The sequence below is a fragment of the Bacteroides sp. AM37-9 genome, from assembly GCF_003603455.1.
Classification (GTDB): domain Bacteria; phylum Bacteroidota; class Bacteroidia; order Bacteroidales; family Bacteroidaceae; genus Bacteroides; species Bacteroides xylanisolvens.
Genome location: NZ_QTNF01000024.1, coordinates 70,461 through 88,237 on the forward strand (window position 1 = coordinate 70,461; position 17,777 = coordinate 88,237).

Below are 17,777 nucleotides of genomic sequence, written 5' to 3' on the forward strand. Positions count from 1 at the left end.
TCACAGGGTTTATTATGCAAATGAACCATTGCTGCACTCGGCATAATCCAAACGAGTTTGGCTTCTGCTCTCGTTTGCACAGGGTTTCCAAAGGGATTTCCCTTTGGCTCGATAGGGTGTTTTTAGCGTTACGGAGTAATGCGTGAAGAAAACGCCCTATTGAGCTATGGTATTTCTGTCTAAATACCTTGGGAGAGCGGACGTGCATATTACAGATGAAATCCCCCTTTCTTTTTCGGTGGCTGCATCATCCGTCTTTCGGATTGGACTTGCTTTTTCTCCTTTATCGGCTCTGCCGATTGGGACAAGGGCTTACCGCACAGGTAGTCGTTCAAGTCCTTATAATCACGATAGTACAGCGACTTATCAAGCAGCCGTTCCCCGAACTTCTCTTTCAGCTTCTTGCAGGTGCTCCGTCCAGCCGTGTCGTTATCAAGGAAACAGCCGATTCGGGTGTAGGTCTCCAATATGCTTTCCGCTTTCGCAAGATTGGAAACGGAGTTCAGTATGACATAGTCCTGCGTGTCCAATCGTGGGTATTGCGGATTGTTTCTTACTCGGATGGTAAGGAATGAGAGGTAATCCATGAACCCCTCGAACAGGTAACACATACATCGTTGTCCGTCCTGCTGTCGGATATGGGTGATGTCTTTCGGGGCGACACATCCCTTGAAGTATCTGTTGCGCACTTCATATCCTCCTGCCATGTTCGGAAAGCCGATGGCAAAATAGGGTTTGTCGGCATTCATAAACCGAAGCTCCCTGCATTCTCTTTTGGCAAGTCCGATGTTTATTCCCCTTTCTTGCAGATAGGCTATAAGAGCAGGAGAGGACAACTCACCAACCCTTAATCCCTGATAAGGCTGATTGTCGGAATGCTGTCTGCCAAAAGAGAACGATGCAGGGCGGATGTATGCTGTCCGCTCCCCTATGCGTTTCAGCAGATAGGCTACATCTTCCGAACGGTAGAGTTCCGCTGCCAATGCGAGGATGTTTCCGCCTTTGCCGATGCCGAAGTCGTACCATTTTTCAAGCTCGGTGTTTACCTTGAACGATGCGTCCGTTTCTTCCCGTAGCGGTGATTTATACCACAGGTTCTTGCCTTGTTGCTTTACAGGCGTATAGCCCAGACTTTGCAGATAGTCTGCCAGTTTGATTTGCTTTACATCTTGGATTGTCATATTACATACGGTTTTGAAGTTGATGAAAATTTGTTGATTTGATGAATTGTCAATGTAATATATTTATATACAGCCTCGTAACCTCTCAACATCTTCTCAACAAACCACTCGCCAAAAGAGAAATCAACAAACGGGTGTCGGTGGTCTCTCAACTTCTCTTTTGGCTTGTTGAGATTTTGTTGAGAATGTATATCGTTTATTGTCAGTGTATTTATACCCATATTCAACAATTCAACAGAAAAATGATAATATTACAGGGATTCAAGTTGCTCCCTTGTGACGGTGTAGAAGCGTCCCACTCTCCTTATCGGCTCATACCGACACTCCCGATTGCAGTTGAACTGGTAGGTGGTATAAGTCAGTCCGTTTGGCGCAGGGGTCAGTTTCCAACATTCCTGCAACACTTTTCGGACTTGGTGTTTCTCCACCTTTACCTGTGAGTGTACCAGCAAAAGAAGAATGTCGCTGTAACAGAAAGAGAATGTATCCGTGCCGACACTGTCCATGATGTCAAGGACAAGTTCGTGCATCTCTATCTCCAACCGGTTACGGTTGCTGCGGATAATCTTCTGCAAGGCTTCTGTATGCAGCAATGTGGGGTTGAACCACATCCGGCTTTCCTTTTCGGTGAACAGTTTTCTGTGTTGCAGGAAATGGAGAAAGGCGGGTATCTCCGCTTTCAGCTTTTGCAGGAAGTCGGTATCATCGGACTGCAAGCGGTCTATCTTGCGCACCCAATAGCGTGTTTCCCCTGCGTCTATGATTACGGGCAGGTACTCGTTGTTGGAACACAGCACGAATTTGGCGAAGAACGCAATCTCGTCACGGTCTTTGCCTTTGGCTTCCACCTTATAGGAAAGTGTGGTGCTGAGGTTCTTCAACCGCTCGCTGTCCTCCCTGCGGTTGAGAAGCACCTCATCCACCACGATAAGCAACTTGCCAGCCCAGTCGGAATTGAACTGGCTGCGGAAATCCTCGTTGGTGTTGAAAGTCACATTGTTCTGAAAAAGGGCTTTCAGAAAGTTCAGGAAGGTGCTTTTGCCCGTGTTGCGTTCTTCCGACACCAACAGCAGGATAGGCAACTTCTGAATCGGTTGCAGGTAGAGCAGTTGCAGATAGTCCATCCCCAACTCGTATTGTTCCCCGAAGATGTGCCGTACCAAAGATTGGATATGCGATAAATCGCCCTCCTGCGGTCGGTGGTCTATCGGTTCGTAAAGGTTAAGGAACTTGCCGACCACGGAACGGTAGCCGATGTGTTCGGGTACGGTGCAGAAGCCGTCATACTTGGGAACGCTGCCGATGTAATCCTTGCCGTAATCCTGTCGCAGGGTCTCGTTGTTCCATGCGATGCGTTTCTTCACATACCCTCCGTTCAGTCTCGGTTGCTCCACAATCTTGTAGAGCGTTGTCCCGACACGGATAAATTCTTCCTTTGCCATGCCGCCATCCGATGGCGGTCTGTGGCTGTCCTGTTGTTCGATAGCTGACATAATCAAATGGTTTTAAGTTTGAAAATTACCAGCTGCAAAAATATAATCAATTATCGGATAGGTTGTTATGCAAAACACGGCAGAATGGTGACAAATAGCCCCCGAAACAAAAACTTTCAATGGTTTGGGACAGGAAACGGGTTGTGCAAACGGAAAAACTCCCGAAAAGCGAATGTCGGATTACGCTTTTCGGGAGAAAAAACCAGAGCGTCTGTCGTTCTGTCGTACTGACTTAATGAATTACTGACTTACCGAGTGAATTATGTCAGGCATTCAGCTACGAGAAGTATTCGGATTTGGATATACTGTTGGTATTCAGCGAGAAGAAGATGCTTGTTTTCTCTTTTCGCAGGTACAGTCTTTCAAGAACGGCATTGCGTACCCTTTCCGCTCCGAATGTGCCGATATGGAAAGCGAGGGCAACTATCGCTTCAAGGTTGTAAACCTCCATACAGCAATTATCGGATACCCGTATGTTTCGCCTTGTTCCGTATTCCCTTAAAACTCCGTTCTTGCAAAGAGCCTTTACCCCAGCACGGAATGTCGGGGCGGTTACTCCGAACAGGTCGCAAAGTTCCCATTCGTTCATGGCGGTTGCGCCTATATCGGTCGGCAAGGTGATGTTGCCGTTGCCGTCCGTTGTGATGATGCTTCGTTTCATGGCTATGCTTGGTTATGGGGTTACACTTCCGAACGATGCGTTCAGCTTGTTGCCGAACATCGTCAGGTCATTGTCAAGTTTCTGTGTGGTTATCTTCGCATAGATTTGAGTCGTGACAATGTTCGTGTGTCCCAAAACACGGCTCACGCTTTCAATGGGCATCCCCTTGCTAAGAGCCAGTGTCCCAAACGTATGACGTGCACAATGGTAGGAGATTTGCTTCTCTATTCCGCATTCCGCCATTACCTTTTTCAGCTGTTTGCACATCGTCCAATAGTTGATTTTTCCGAAAACCAGCTTGTCTTCCGACAGATACTTGTACCGTTCGATTATCTGCAAGGGAATATCCAGCAGCTTCACTTGGAACGGGACATTTGTCTTGTGCCGTTTCGACAATATCCATTTCTCACCGTTCACCTCCACTATTTCATCCGTTGTGAGTTCTTTCATATCCACGAAAGACAAGGCGGTGAAGCAGGCGAAAATGAACAGGTCTCGCACCAATGCGAGGGTGGGGTTGTCAAACTCGTGCGCCATGATTCTTTTGATTTCGTCCTCTGTCAGATATTCCCGTTCCTTAACATTCGGGCTGATATGGAACTGCGCAAACGGATTTCTCGGCATCAGTCCGTTATAGTGCGCACGCATGACCACGCCTTTCAGCCACATGCAGTTCAGCCAGATGGTGGCGTTTTTCAGTCCCCGTTCAGCCGTAAGATAAGCCGCAAACTCCTTGATGAAGTCGGGTGTAAGTTCCAGCATGGACATATCCGTCCGTCTGTAGAATGACTTGATAAAGGCTGCGACATAGTTCCTTGCCCTTACCATGACCTTGTATGTGCCGATGCTGCGGTCTTTGCCGACACGTTTCAGGAAGTTGGCGCAATCCTTGTCAAAAGCCTTTATCAGTGTCTCATACTCGCTTCCTACCCCTTGGTAGGCATTGCGCACCATTTCAGCCGTTACGTATGCCTCTCGGTCGGATATGCGCTGATAGTGCTTGATGATTTGCGCCTTGATGTTGTCCAATGCCAGATTGATGTTCCGTGCTTCGGCGCTCTTGCCTTTGGCTCGGTTGCCTTTCGCATCCCAAAGGGTTTTCGGGATGGTCTGCTTGCAACTGAACTGCGCCACAGTACCGTTGATTGTCACTCGTCCCATGATGGGGACAATACCGTCTTTCTCCTTGCTGCCGTTCACGTAGAACAGCACTTTGAATGTACTTCTTGCCATACTCGTTTTTTTGTTTGCAAAGTTAAATATCAACGAGTTAGACCTTGATACGCAAATCGGTGACAAACGGTGCAATAGCATCTCTCATATGTTAAATCTTACTCTTTCACGGGTAATGATTTGCAAACCATTCTTTTTCTTAAATCCGCTTTTCTTTGCGTTTTCCGATTTTTCGGCTTGTCATCATTTGACACCGTAGCAACTCTGATATTAAGTCGTTTAGCGTCATTTCTCCCGTTTTTCGAGGTTATTCCAGAGATTTTCTGTAAGTTTGTAAATACGTATTCAGGAAATAAAAATGGGTGAACATATATGTTTTAGGAGAAACGAACGTTTAGCGACAGTCAATCCTTATTGGAGAGGAAATCCGATGGTGCGCGGACGTTTTTTTAACAGGCAGCATCGCTTCCGTCCGGGGATGGGCAGCGTGTTGAAATGGCGTCTTTCGCCCAATCCCCAACGCAAAGAGAAGAAGACGGTGAAATGGGACCCGAAAGTTTGTTATCTTCGCTCATTGGATGCGATGGTAGGAGATTCTCTGATATGGCTCGGACATAATTCTTTCTTTCTTCAATTAGCAGGTAAGCGAATCATGTTCGATCCGGTGTTCGGCAGTATTCCTTTTGTGAAAAGACAGAGTGAATTTCCTGCTAATCCTGATATATTTACGGAGATTGATTATCTACTTGTCAGCCATGACCATTTTGACCATTTGGATAAACAGAGTATAGCCCGCTTACTGAAGAATAACTCGCAAATGAAACTTTTCTGCGGCTTGGGAACCGGTGAACTGATTCAGGGATGGTTCCCTGAAATGAAAGTGATTGAAGCCGGATGGTATCAACAAATGGAAGATGAAGGATTGAAGATCACGTTTCTGCCGGCACAACACTGGAGCAAACGTTCCGTACGTGATGGTGGGCAGCGACTGTGGGGAGCTTTTATGCTGCAAGGAAATGGGATTTCTCTTTATTATAGTGGTGATACGGGTTATTCCAGCCATTTTCGTGAGATTCCCGATCTGTTCGGAGCACCGGATTATGCTTTGTTAGGTATCGGTGCATACAAACCTCGCTGGTTTATGCGTCCCAACCATATATCGCCATACGAATCCTTGACTGCTGCCGAAGAAATGAATGCAGGTCTTACCATTCCCATGCATTATGGCACATTCGACTTGTCTGACGAGCCTTTGCACGATCCTCCGAAAGTTTTTGCAGCAGAAGCAAAGAAACGGAAGATTCCAGTGGAGATTCCCTATTTGGGAGAGATTGTAAAATTGAAAAAACAGAAATAATTAGAAACGAATAAAGAGATGAAGAAATTAGAAGTAAAAGACCTGAAAGAAAACTTTTTCGAAGCGATTGGAAAAGAGTGGATGCTGGTTACGGCCGGAACAAAAGAGAAGTTTAACACGATGACAGCAAGTTGGGGTGGCATCGGTTGGCTGTGGAACAAGCCTGTTGCTTTCGTTTTTATCCGTCCCGAACGGTATACGTATGAATTTGTAGAGAAGAACGATCACCTGACTCTTTCTTTCTTAGGGGCAGAAAATAAGAAGATTCACGCTATTTGTGGTTCTAAGTCGGGACGTAATATAGATAAAGTAAAAGAGACCGGATTGAAGCCAGTGTTTACAGAAAATGGCAATGTGTTGTTCGAGCAGGCACGATTGAGCCTGGAGTGTAAGAAGCTTTATGCTGACGGTATCAAACCGGAATGTTTTCTGGATAAGGAATCATTGGAAAAGTGGTACGGTGGTGCTCATGGTGGTTTCCACAAGATGTATATTGTAGAAATTGAAAATATTTATTCGGAGTAAGATTTAGCCGATTTATGATGGATGCAATGGAGAAGGCTCTGAACTCAAGTAGATTGAGAACAGAGCCTTCTTTTATTTTACTTTATTGGAAAGTCGTTAAGCACAGATTATATGAAATATGCAGTTTTAGTGAATCAAATGACTGTGAGATTCGTATAATCCGTGCTTTAAAATTTTACTTAGATGGAGCTTTCTTCACCCATTTATCCAACCATTCAAAGAATGTGCGTTGCCATAAAACTCCATTCTGCGGTTTCAATACCCAGTGGTTTTCATCCGGATAAATCAGCAACTCTGCAGGAACACCACGCATCACGGCAGCATCGAAAGCAGCCATTGCCTGATTAGCCAGAATACGGTAGTCTTTTTCTCCATGAATACAGAGGATAGGCGTATCCCATTTCTCCACGAATAGGTGAGGAGAGTTGGCAAACGTACGTTGTGCCACCGGGTTTTGTTTTTCCCAGTATGCGCCTCCCATATCCCAGTTGGCAAACCATTTTTCTTCAGTTTCCAGATATTGCATTTCCATATTGAAGATACCGTCGTGGGCGATGAAGGCTTTGAATCGTTTGTCATGATGTCCCGCCAACCAGTATACAGAGAATCCTCCGAAGCTGGCACCTACACATCCCAAGCGATCTTTGTCTACATACGGCTCTTTTGCCATTTCATCGATAGCAGTGAAATAATCTTTCATACACTGGCCACCGTAGTCACCACTGATCTGTTCGTTCCATTCCACGCCAAATCCCGGCAAGCCGCGACGATTCGGAGCAACAATGATATAATCATTGGCTGCCATAATCTGGAAATTCCAGCGATAAGACCAGAACTGGCTTACTGGGCTTTGCGGACCTCCTTCACAGAACAGCAAAGTCGGATATTTCTTGTTCGGATCAAACTGCGGAGGATAGATTACCCATGTCAACATCTGTTTGCCATCTGTTGTTTTCATCCAGCGACCTTCCACTTTACCCATTTCCAACTGGTCGTAGATCTGCTTGTTTTCCTGCGTCAGTTGAGTAGTAGAGCCATCCAGTGCCACAGTATAAATTTCATCACCCATGCTCATTGAATGACGTTTGGCGATCAGTTTATCCCCGAAAAGAGCTACACTTTCATAATCGTACATTCCTGAAGTGATTGCCTTTACCGAATCATTGGCTAAATCCAGCGCATAAATCTGCGATTCTCCGTGCCATACCCCTGTGAAATAGATAGTCTTGGCATCTGCACCCCAGACAAAGGCATCTACATTCGATTCGAATGCTTTGCTCACAAAACGTTTCTCTCCGGTTTCCAAATTCATGATGAACAGACGGTTTAAGTCGGCTTCGTAACCGTCACGTTCCATACTCTGCCAGGCGATATATTTGCCGTCTGGAGAGTATTGCGGATTGGTATCATATCCTTTGTTTTCTTCCGTGATATTTTCCGTTTTTTGGGTGTTCAGGTCATAAACGTAAATATCGGAGTTGGTAGAAATCGCATATTCCAGTCCTGTCTTTTTACGGCAAGTGTAAGCTACTTTGTCCGAAGCTGTATTCCAGGCAAGTTGCTCAATGCCACCCCAGGGTTTCATTGGACTTTCATACGGTTCTCCGTTCAGGATATCCACGATATTGGAAATACCGTTACCGTCGAAGTCGGCAACAAAAGGATGTGGAGCTGTCGTCACCCATTCATCCCAATGTTTGTACATCAGGTCGGTCACGATGATACCTGTGGCTTTCGGCAGGTCCGGATATTTATCAGCAGTGCTTTCTTTCGTCTTTACTTGTGAAATAAACAGCAGCTTTTTGCCATCCGGCGAAATGGAATAACCTTCGATGTCTCCGTCGTAGTTGGTCAATTGCTTGCGTCCGCTACCGTCCGGGTTCATTTCATAGAGCTGGCTACTTCCGTTGTCATTACTTAAGAATGCAAGTTTGGTGCCTCCTTTAATCCATGTCACTTCATTTTCCTGATACGGGGTATGAGTGATTTGCTGGTTTTCGCTTCCGTCTGCGTTCATCACGAAAACTTCGCGGTTACTCTTGTTTTCCGGTACACTGTAATACGCTACCGTATACGCAATTTTCTTTCCGTCGGGCGATACGGCGAATCCGCCGATACGTCCCATAGCCCAAAGTGCTTCGGGAGTCATGCGCTTCCCTTCGATCTTAATATCCGATTTCTCGATAAGCACCTGATCTGTTTTGCCTGCGTCTTTGGTTCCTCCGCAGGCAGCTAACAACATTGCTGCCGACATCATAAATAAATTAGCTTGTCTCATATATTTTATAAAATGTTTATTTTCTTGCGAAGATAGTGAAAAAAGGATTTAAATCTTCTTTTTCTGCCAGTTTCCTTTCTTCATATACCAGTAGCAGAACAACAGTATAAAAGTACCGTACACACATTCCGTTGTCCAGGCAAAAGCGACGTCCATCCGCAGGTACATAATGAAATATGCAGAGTATGTGACATAGATAGCCAGTACACAGAGTTCCATAGCCAATGCAGTCCGCGTATTTCCTGTTCCTGATACCGATTGGAAATACACATTGGCAGGCACCAGTACCAGATAGGCAGAGCATAGTACCCACAGTGAAGGTACGGATGCCGCCCTTAAATCCGGGATGTCTGTATAAATGCGCAGAATCAGATCCGGGAATAAGCAGAAGAATACCAGGATCGGCAATACAAAGATATATCCGATACGGATATGCTGTTTGATAGTTCCCCGTACACAATCCTGTTCGCCTGCACCGATCAGGTTACTTACCAACGAACCGCAGGTGGAAGCAAATGCCATTGCAATCATAAACGGTATCCCCGACACGTTGCGGATGATGTTGGCAATCGCCAATGACCGCTCTCCCAAATGTTCCACAAACAAGAAGAACATGAACCAGGTAGACAAAGAAACGAAATTCTGAATCATTGTCCACACAGAAACATTCAGTATGCGTTTCAGTGTTTTTCCATGGAATTTGGGCAATATGTTCAACGCATATTTCTTGCAGTCAATTTGTTTCCATGTATAGATGATAAAGAAAATCACCGATACCATTTCGGCCAGTGACGAACCGATGGCAGCACCGGCAATTCCCAGTTGCGGGAAACCGAATTTACCGAAGATCAGGATATAGTTGAATACCACGTTCGAAAGCACCATTACGATAGAGTTCAGTGTCAGTGTTTTGGTTTGTGTTGTACCTACAAAGAAGGCGCGGAACATGACCATGACAAAAGAGAAGAAGAACCCATACACACGCCAATGAATATAACTTTCGGCTGCATCGTAAATGTGAGGAGACGAAATGATATTCTTTAAGATATATGGTGAAAATACGATGGAGAATGTGAATAAAATCACTGCCATGGCAAGCAGGAAATAAATGCCCTGATAGAAAATCGGTCCGATTTCCTTGTAGTTCCCTTCTCCGTTGCGGCGGGCGATTAAGATCTGTGCGCCGATGCTGAAGCCGAATGCCATCATGAAGATGGCGAGATAATATACCCCTGCGATAGCAGAAGCACCCAGCTCGATTTCTCCTACACGTCCCAGGAAGGCCGTGTCCGTCATGCCGATCATTTGCTCCATAATCAGACTGATCAGGATAGGGAAGGTGATCGTCCAGATTTGTTTATACGAATATTTAGTTTTCATCTTATTATATTGTTTAGAGAAAGAAAGCCGGGCAACCAAAATAGGGTGTCCGGCTTTCTTAGAATATGATTCAGGAATAATTCCTTATTTTTTATTCTGTCTTTGCTGTTGCAGTAGCTCTTGTTGCTTTTGCATCGCTTCCAGGCGGGCAGCAAATCCGGTCTTTTTCATTTGTTTCGGGTCCTTCTTTTTCGCTTCAAGAATAGCCAGCAATTTAGTTTCGTCGGTCGTTTTACGAAGCAGAATCATAGTACCCACGCTAATCAGCGTTGACACGAAATAGTAATAGTTCAAACCTGACGGATAGTCGTTCAAGACAAACAAGAACATAATCGGCATCAGGTACATCATCCATTTCATAGCCGCCATTTGTGGCTGCGCTCCGGTATCCTGCATAGACATCGTGTACTTCGTGTTCAAGATGTTGGTCACCGTCATCAGCAAGCAGAACAAGCTAAGGTGGTTGCCCAGGAACGGAATATGGAATGGGAATGTGATGATAGCGTCATAAGTAGAAAGGTCGTCCGCCCACAAGAAACTCTGTTGACGCAGCTCGATAGCACTCGGCACGAACATAAACAAAGCCATCAAGATAGGGAACTGCAATAACATCGGCAGACAGCCGCCCATCGGGCTTACCCCGTACTGGCTGTAAAGACCCATCACCTCCTGCTGTTTCTTCATTGCATCTTCCTGCTTCGGATATTTCTTGCTGATTTCGTCAATTTTCGGTTTCAATACACGCATCTTGGCAGAAGACATATATGTTTTCCAGGTAGCCGGATAAACCACGACTTTCACCATGATAGTCAGAATCAACAGTACGATACCCATGCTCAATCCCCAGCCGGACAACCAGTCGAATACGTTGATTGTGATAAACTGGTTAATCCAGCGAATCAACGGCCAGCCCAAGTAAACCAGTCTGTGAAGTTCCCATTTCTCGTCGCGGCCTTTATCCAGCGCTTTCAGCGTCTTAAAGTGGTTCGGACCGAAATAGAAATACATCTCTGTCGGTTCTTTGCCAGTCGGATCAAAGAAAGTATTCATTTCAGCAGAATAATCTTTGATATATCCGCTTCCTTGCTGCTCCATTTTTGACTTTACGGAAACCTTGTCGAAATCCTGTTCAGCAATAAATACAGAAGAGAAGAACTGATTCTTGAAAGCTACCCAGTCGATGCGTCCCGGCAAATTCTGACTGTCATCTTTGGCAGCAGATAAGTTGTCCACATTGTCGCCTGTTACTTTATAAGTCAGTTCCGACAGACGATTCTCATAGGTGAATCCTTTTTCCAGTTGGCGGGCGCGTTGTGACCAGTCGATGTCCACATACTTGGTGCTTGCCAACTTGTTTTCCATGCCTGTCGCTTTGATTTCAAAGTTCATCAGGTAGCTATCCGGTTTCAGCGTATAGATGAAATCGATATAGCTTGCGCTATCCGCAGCCAGACGCATGGTAACACTACTATCCGTCTTGTTTACAGCTTCAAAGAAATAATCTTTGGTCTGGATGGCTCCTGCTTTGTTGTAGAAGTTGAAGTTCATCGAAGCATCGTCACCGTCGAACAACATAATCGGTGTCTTTTTATCCTGTGCCATATAATCCTTCAGCATGGCTGAATAGACACGTCCGCCTTTTGTTGCGAAAGTAATTTCCGCTACATTATTCTGGATGCTGATTTTAGAATCGGTCCCATGCAAGGCATTGAAAAACAAAGCAGAAGAATCGGCAGCCGATGCAACCTCTTTTTGGCTGTTAGCCAGCGCAGCTTCTGTTTTCGCCTTCAACGCTTCCTCCTGCTGCTGTACTACGGCAATAGAGTCATAGTATCTTTTTTGTGCAGCTATCTGTTCCTCGCTTGGACGACTCAAAAAGCTGAATCCTACCAATAATATGCCTATTAGAACGAGACCTGTGATGGTGTTTTTATCCATTCTTATTTTAATTACAAATTATAAAATTACAAACTACCGGTCGTTTACCGCGTATCGTTAGCCTTTTGCCGTTGTTTTTTCGTTTTCGATAGCAGCCTTCACGAATGCCACGAACAACGGATGAGGGTTCAGTACCGTACTGCCATATTCCGGATGGAATTGTGTACCGACAAACCATTTCAAAGCCGGGATTTCAACGATTTCTACCAGATCCGATTCCGGGTTGATACCTACACATTTCATGCCGGCAGCTTCATATCGGTCTTTATAGTCATTATTGAACTCATAGCGATGACGGTGACGTTCCTGAATATGTTCTTGTCCGTAAGCCTGATATGCTTTCGAACCTTTCTGCAATACACATTCGTAAGCACCCAGACGCATCGTACCACCCATGTTGGTGATTGCTTTTTGTTCTTCCATGATATCAATCACGTTGTGCGGAGTCTTTTCATCCATTTCACGTGAGTTGGCATCAGCGTATCCCAGTACGTTGCGTGCAAATTCGATGGCGATGCATTGCATACCCAGACAAATACCGAAAGTCGGAATGTCATGCGTACGTGTATATTTGATAGCGACAAACTTGCCGTCAATACCCCGTTGGCCGAATCCCGGACCGATCATAACACCTGCCATGCCTTTCAAAGCTTCACCTACATTTTCATCTGTCAGTTTCTCACTGTTTACGAAATGAACTTCCACTTTGCGGTCATTGTAAGTACCTGCCTGCGATAAAGCTTCGCGGATAGACTTATAAGCATCCTGCAAATCGTATTTTCCAACTAGTGCAATATTGATCGGTTCTTTTGTCTCTGCAGCGTGACGACGTTCCAGGAATTTACGCCATGGGCCTAATCCTGGAGTTTCTCCTACCGGCAGTCCCATCTTTTCGAGGATAGTGCTGTCCAGTCCTTGCGCCTGCATCAGGATAGGTACTTCGTAAATTGTTTCTGCATCGATAGACTGCACAACGGCTTTATCATCCACATTACAGAATTGTGCCACTTTCTTGCGCAGTCCGTCGCTTAGCGGATGTTCGGCACGCAATACCAGTACATCCGGCTGGATACCCACACTTTGGAGCTCCTTTACAGAATGTTGCGTCGGTTTTGTTTTCAACTCTCCGGCAGCAGCAAGATAAGGAACATAAGTCAAGTGTACACAAAGAGCGTTCTTACCAAGTTCCCATTTCAACTGACGGATACTTTCGAGGTAGGGGAGTGACTCGATGTCACCTACCGTACCACCGATTTCAGTGATTACAAAATCAAACTTGTATTTATTACCAAGCAGTTTTACATTCCGTTTGATCTCGTCTGTGATGTGAGGAATCACTTGGATCGTTTTACCCAAATAGTCTCCACGGCGTTCCTTGTCAATGACGCTCTTGTAGATACGTCCCGTAGTAATGTTGTTCGCCTTTGTCGTTTGTATACCCAGGAATCTCTCATAGTGTCCCAGGTCGAGGTCGGCCTCGTGTCCGTCTACGGTTACATAGCACTCTCCGTGCTCGTATGGATTCAATGTTCCCGGGTCGATGTTGATATACGGGTCAAACTTCTGAATGGTTACATTATAACCTCTTGCTTGCAGCAACTTACCGATGGATGATGAGATGATCCCTTTTCCTAATGAAGAGGCAACACCACCGGTGACGAAAATATACTTTGTTTCTCCCACAGCTATAACTGTTTTAATAATTGTTTACTTAGTAGTAATCTTACGAACTTAAAAAGCGCAAAATTATAAAAAAAAGAGGAAGATTGCAGACTTTCGTCTCTACAATTTTATTAAAAAATGCAATTTTGAAAGAATCCTATGATTTCTGAACAAAATAATGTAGCTTTGCAGCCTAAACCATAGACAAATATGATGAGAATTACTACTTTATGTTCAGCGTTTATCCTGTCAATCTTATCGTTATCGCTTTTTGCGCAGGAACCAGTCGAGACTGCTTCACTTCCGACTGACTCTCTGCAGCCTGCCCCTGAAGTGATTAAACCAGCTAAAACGGTCAAACCTTCGGCAGTTGTGGCAAAGGCCAGAGTTGTGGAAGCTGATACGCTTTCGGCAGAGCTTCAGAAATATTTAATGCTAAAACTTAATCTGTCAGGTCCGACTCCGAAATTGGATACTGTTTCTTATTTATATAATAGGTATGTTGCGCAATTGGATTATTTGAATGATTTGTCTGTGCCGCCACGTTATATTCCGTCCGATCCCGATTATTTTCGTCTGTTTACACCTTTGGCATATTATTATGCTCCGATGGCTCAATACTCGAAGCTGGAATGGAAACCCATGCAATTGGATACCACTCCTCAACTGACGCAAGAGCTTTTGCCATACGATACCCTGGCATTTACCAAAACTCAACGTGCCGAGAAGATAGTCAACAGCGCGTTGATGGATCTTTATTTGGCGCGTCCGGAATTAGTTGTCACTACGGAGGATCGTATTATGAGTCGTGACGTGTTCCGTCATGATGTGAAGCCGAAAATATCTCCCAAAGCAAATGTTATTCATCTGTTTCAACCGGAAAACATGGATGATAATGTAGGAAAGGCTAATATGAAGATTAGTAGGCCTAACTGGTGGGTGACCGGAGGTAACGGATCGTTGCAGATCAGTCAGAACCACCTTTCGGATAACTGGTATAAGGGAGGTGAAAGTAATTTCTCCGGATTAGCGACTTTTCAGGTTTTTGCCAACTATAATGATAATGAAAAAGTCCTGTTTGAGAATCAACTGGAAGCTAAAGTGGGTATGACCTCCACTCCGTCAGATGAATATCATAAATATCTTTTTAACACCGACCAATTCCGCTTATATAATAAATTAGGTTTGAGGGCTTTCAAGAATTGGTACTATACCATTTCTTCCGAGTTTAAGACACAGTTCTTCAACGGTTATAAAGCTAATAGTGAAGAATTGGTTTCGTCTTTCATGTCTCCGGCAGATTTGGCAGTCAGTGTCGGTATGGATTATAAATTGAGTAAGAAGAAATTTAATCTTTCCGTGTTTATGGCGCCGTTGACTTATAACTTGCGTTATATAGGTGATTCTGAAGTGAATGAAACTAAGTTTGGCTTAGACAAAGGAAAATGCTCTAAAAATGACTTCGGTTCCCAGTTGCAATCGACATTCAACTGGACCATCATTTCTGCAGTAACTTTAGAGTCTCGTCTCAATTACCTGACCAACTACCATTGGGCACGTGTAGAATGGGAAAACACATTCAATTTTGTATTAAACCGTTATCTTTCTACCAAGCTCTATATACATACCCGTTTTGATGATAGCTCCAAGCCGACCGAAGGAGATAGCTTCTTCCAGTTGAAAGAATTGCTTAGCTTCGGTATTAATTATAAGTGGTAATTCGTGTTTCGGGAATACTGATTAAAAGATAAGAAAAGACTGTTTAACTATAAAAGTTATTCAGTCTTTTTTTATGTTCATATCTGTTATATGATGTAATCATTCTTACTACATGCTTTAACTGCATATTTTGATTGGTAAAAAGAAAAGAAAGCATCTTTTTCTTGTTTCTTATTTATTATTTTATCTATCTTTGCAGCAGGAATTATTTCATTGCCTAAGTAGCAATGGAAAAAAAGTGGGGTAAAAATATATGATCATTAGCAAAAATGACGATCGAGAAGTTCTGCCAACAGATGTGATTGGCAGAAGCGTAGCGCACTCTAAACGCTGGTTAGTCGCCATTGTGCGCATTTATCATGAGAAAAAAACAAGTGAACGCCTCACTAAAATGGGCGTTGAAAATTTCCTTCCTATTCAACAAGAAGTTCATAAATGGAGTGACCGTCGCAAAGTTGTCGACCGTGTTGTGCTTCCAATGATGATCTTTGTCCACGTTGATCCACAAGAACAAAAAGAAGTTCTGACCTTATCCGCTATCAGTCGTTACATGGTACTTCGTGGGGAGAGTACTCCGGCTGTAATTCCCGACCAACAAATGTTACGATTCAAATTTATGCTCGACTATTCGGAGGAAACGATCTGTATGAGCACATCGCCATTAGCGCCGGGAGAAAAAATAAGGGTCATAAAAGGGCCATTAGCAGGGCTGGAAGGAGAATTGGTAGATATAAATGGGAAATCAAAAGTTGCAGTCCGACTGACAATGTTAGGATGTGCATGTGTAGATATACCGGTAGGATGTGTGGAGCCGGTTTAGCACTATCAATTGAATTAAAAATTCAAATTACTCAATGAAAATGCAAAAATTAATGGGGGCGCTCATCCTCTTATTGATGTTGGGCGCCGCACCTGTGGCTGCTCAAACTATGAGCGATTCTCAAGTATTGGAATATGTCAAAGAGGGGATTAGACAAGGGAAAGAACAAAAACAATTAGCCTCTGAACTTGCACGTAAGGGCGTGACCAAGGAACAAGCTATGCGTGTGAAGCAGCTCTATGAGCAGCAGAACAATGTCAATGCTTCCAACGCTACCGGTACGGATGTCAATGAATCACGCTTACGTGAAGAAATGAAGGAGAACACCTCCGATATGCTGGAAGACCATCCGAGTACTCAAGATCTCGCACGTGGTAATCAGGTTTTCGGAAGAAACATCTTCAATACCCGTAACCTGACTTTTGAACCCAGTGTCAACATCGCCACCCCTTTAAATTACCGTCTCGGTCCCGGTGATGAAGTGATTATCGACATTTGGGGAGCCAGCCAGAACACTATCCGCCAACAGATTTCTCCTGATGGCACTATCAACATCCAGAAAATAGGTCCCGTTAACCTGAACGGCCTGACTATTTCTGAAGCCAATGACTATCTCAAGAAAACATTAAACAAGATATATAATGGTCTTAATAATACGAATGACCCCACTTCTGACATCCGTCTGACTTTGGGTAGCATCCGTACTATTCAGATCAATGTGATGGGTGAAGTAGTCCAACCGGGCACTTACTCTCTTTCTTCCTTTTCTACTGTATTCCATGCACTTTACCGTGCAGGTGGAGTCAGCGACATAGGTAGTCTTCGCAATGTGCAGCTGGTACGTAACGGCAAAAATATCGCCACGATCGACGTCTACCAATTTATCATGAAAGGTAACATTCAGGATGACATTCGTCTGCAGGAAGGTGATGTCGTGATTGTTCCCGCCTATGACGTATTGGTAAAGATCGACGGAAAAGTGAAACGTCCGATGCGTTTCGAAATGAAGAAGGATGAAAACTTATCTACGCTTATCAGTTATGCCGGTGGATTTGACGCCGACGCCTACACCCGTTCCTTGCGTGTCGTGCGTCAGAACGGACAGGAATATGAAGTAAATACGGTCAAAGACCTTGATTATAGTGTTTATAAAATGCGAAACGGTGATGTTGTGACTGCCGAGGCTATCCTTAACCGCTTCACTAATAAGCTTGAAATCCGTGGTGCCGTTTACCGTCCCGGTATCTACCAGCTAAACGGTAAACTGAATACCGTCCGTGAACTGGTGAACGAAGCCCAAGGCTTGACGGGTGATGCTTTCTTGAACCGTGCTGTCCTTTATCGTCAGCGTGAGGATCTTACTACTGAAGTTATCCCTGTTGACATTAAAGCCATCATGGATGGTACTTCCCAAAATATCATCCTGGCGAAAAACGACATTCTTTATATTCCCAGTATTCATGATTTGGAAGATAGGGGAGATGTTGTAATCCACGGCGAAGTAGCCAAACCTGATTCCTATCCTTATGCTGATAATATGACTCTTGAAGACTTGATCATTCAGGCCGGAGGCTTGCGTGAAGCCGCTTC

At 44.4% G+C, this 17,777-nt stretch carries 13 protein-coding genes; 5 read left to right on the forward strand and 8 right to left on the reverse strand.

Annotated features, from left to right (window positions below; all coding sequences use genetic code 11):
• Window positions 1–209: 209 nt before the first annotated feature.
• The 4 genes from DW862_RS16585 to DW862_RS16605 form a co-directional block, all read right to left on the reverse strand.
• The gene (locus tag DW862_RS16585) at window positions 210–1,181 is read right to left on the reverse strand and encodes a toprim domain-containing protein (RefSeq protein ID WP_014775340.1); all 972 of its coding nucleotides are present in this window, start codon (window positions 1,179–1,181) and stop codon (window positions 210–212) included.
• Window positions 1,182–1,432: 251 nt separating this feature from the next.
• Window positions 1,433–2,674, reverse strand: coding sequence for a primase-helicase family protein (locus DW862_RS16595; RefSeq protein ID WP_120069432.1), 1,242 nt, complete (start codon window positions 2,672–2,674; stop codon window positions 1,433–1,435).
• Window positions 2,675–2,951: 277 nt separating this feature from the next.
• Window positions 2,952–3,335, reverse strand: coding sequence for a hypothetical protein (locus tag DW862_RS16600; RefSeq protein WP_014775337.1), 384 nt, complete (start codon window positions 3,333–3,335; stop codon window positions 2,952–2,954).
• A 12-nt stretch (window positions 3,336–3,347) separates the two neighbouring features.
• Window positions 3,348–4,568, reverse strand: a complete 1,221-nt coding sequence (locus DW862_RS16605) for a site-specific integrase (RefSeq protein WP_120069436.1) — start codon at window positions 4,566–4,568, stop codon at window positions 3,348–3,350.
• Window positions 4,569–4,866: 298 nt separating this feature from the next.
• Between DW862_RS16605 and DW862_RS16610 the strand changes: the two genes are divergently transcribed.
• Window positions 4,867–5,865, forward strand: a complete 999-nt coding sequence (locus DW862_RS16610) for an MBL fold metallo-hydrolase (RefSeq protein ID WP_120069439.1) — start codon at window positions 4,867–4,869, stop codon at window positions 5,863–5,865.
• A gap of 18 nt (window positions 5,866–5,883) precedes the next feature.
• On the forward strand, window positions 5,884–6,390 hold the full coding sequence (locus tag DW862_RS16615) for a flavin reductase family protein (protein ID WP_008022792.1): 507 nt from the start codon (window positions 5,884–5,886) through the stop codon (window positions 6,388–6,390).
• A gap of 175 nt (window positions 6,391–6,565) precedes the next feature.
• Here DW862_RS16615 and DW862_RS16625 read toward each other — a convergent pair whose 3' ends face one another.
• The 4 genes from DW862_RS16625 to DW862_RS16640 all read right to left on the reverse strand — a co-directional run bounded on the left by DW862_RS16625 (window position 6,566) and on the right by DW862_RS16640 (window position 13,669).
• Window positions 6,566–8,668, reverse strand: coding sequence for a S9 family peptidase (locus DW862_RS16625; RefSeq protein ID WP_120069445.1), 2,103 nt, complete (start codon window positions 8,666–8,668; stop codon window positions 6,566–6,568).
• Between the two features lie 48 nt (window positions 8,669–8,716).
• Window positions 8,717–10,048, reverse strand: coding sequence for a multidrug efflux MATE transporter BexA (bexA, locus tag DW862_RS16630; RefSeq protein WP_120069448.1), 1,332 nt, complete (start codon window positions 10,046–10,048; stop codon window positions 8,717–8,719).
• 84 nt (window positions 10,049–10,132) lie between these two features.
• Window positions 10,133–11,986 carry a membrane protein insertase YidC gene (yidC, locus tag DW862_RS16635; RefSeq protein WP_118217893.1) on the reverse strand — a complete coding sequence of 618 codons (1,854 nt, stop codon included), beginning with the start codon at window positions 11,984–11,986 and terminating at the stop codon, window positions 10,133–10,135.
• Between the two features lie 57 nt (window positions 11,987–12,043).
• Complete coding sequence (locus tag DW862_RS16640; protein ID WP_004317909.1) at window positions 12,044–13,669, reverse strand: CTP synthase; 1,626 nt, start codon at window positions 13,667–13,669, stop codon at window positions 12,044–12,046.
• Between the two features lie 189 nt (window positions 13,670–13,858).
• On the opposite strand from DW862_RS16640, the gene DW862_RS16645 reads away from it, so the two are divergent.
• From DW862_RS16645 to DW862_RS16655, 3 genes are all read left to right on the forward strand, one after another.
• Window positions 13,859–15,367 carry a DUF3078 domain-containing protein gene (locus DW862_RS16645; protein ID WP_120069451.1) on the forward strand — a complete coding sequence of 503 codons (1,509 nt, stop codon included), beginning with the start codon at window positions 13,859–13,861 and terminating at the stop codon, window positions 15,365–15,367.
• Between the two features lie 253 nt (window positions 15,368–15,620).
• Window positions 15,621–16,187, forward strand: coding sequence for a UpxY family transcription antiterminator (locus DW862_RS16650; RefSeq protein ID WP_118194974.1), 567 nt, complete (start codon window positions 15,621–15,623; stop codon window positions 16,185–16,187).
• A gap of 34 nt (window positions 16,188–16,221) precedes the next feature.
• A partial coding sequence (locus tag DW862_RS16655; protein WP_207895160.1) for an SLBB domain-containing protein occupies window positions 16,222–17,777 on the forward strand: 1,556 nt, incomplete at its 3' end.

Coding starts and splice junctions, on each gene's coding strand:
- DW862_RS16585 (WP_014775340.1), bottom strand. CDS start 1,181: ATGACAATCCAAGATGTAAAGCAAATCAAACTGGCAGACTATCTGCAA.
- DW862_RS16595 (WP_120069432.1), bottom strand. CDS start 2,674: ATGTCAGCTATCGAACAACAGGACAGCCACAGACCGCCATCGGATGGC.
- DW862_RS16600 (WP_014775337.1), bottom strand. CDS start 3,335: ATGAAACGAAGCATCATCACAACGGACGGCAACGGCAACATCACCTTG.
- DW862_RS16605 (WP_120069436.1), bottom strand. CDS start 4,568: ATGGCAAGAAGTACATTCAAAGTGCTGTTCTACGTGAACGGCAGCAAG.
- DW862_RS16610 (WP_120069439.1), top strand. CDS start 4,867: ATGGGTGAACATATATGTTTTAGGAGAAACGAACGTTTAGCGACAGTC.
- DW862_RS16615 (WP_008022792.1), top strand. CDS start 5,884: ATGAAGAAATTAGAAGTAAAAGACCTGAAAGAAAACTTTTTCGAAGCG.
- DW862_RS16625 (WP_120069445.1), bottom strand. CDS start 8,668: ATGAGACAAGCTAATTTATTTATGATGTCGGCAGCAATGTTGTTAGCT.
- bexA (WP_120069448.1), bottom strand. CDS start 10,048: ATGAAAACTAAATATTCGTATAAACAAATCTGGACGATCACCTTCCCT.
- yidC (WP_118217893.1), bottom strand. CDS start 11,986: ATGGATAAAAACACCATCACAGGTCTCGTTCTAATAGGCATATTATTG.
- DW862_RS16645 (WP_120069451.1), top strand. CDS start 13,859: ATGATGAGAATTACTACTTTATGTTCAGCGTTTATCCTGTCAATCTTA.
- DW862_RS16650 (WP_118194974.1), top strand. CDS start 15,621: ATGATCATTAGCAAAAATGACGATCGAGAAGTTCTGCCAACAGATGTG.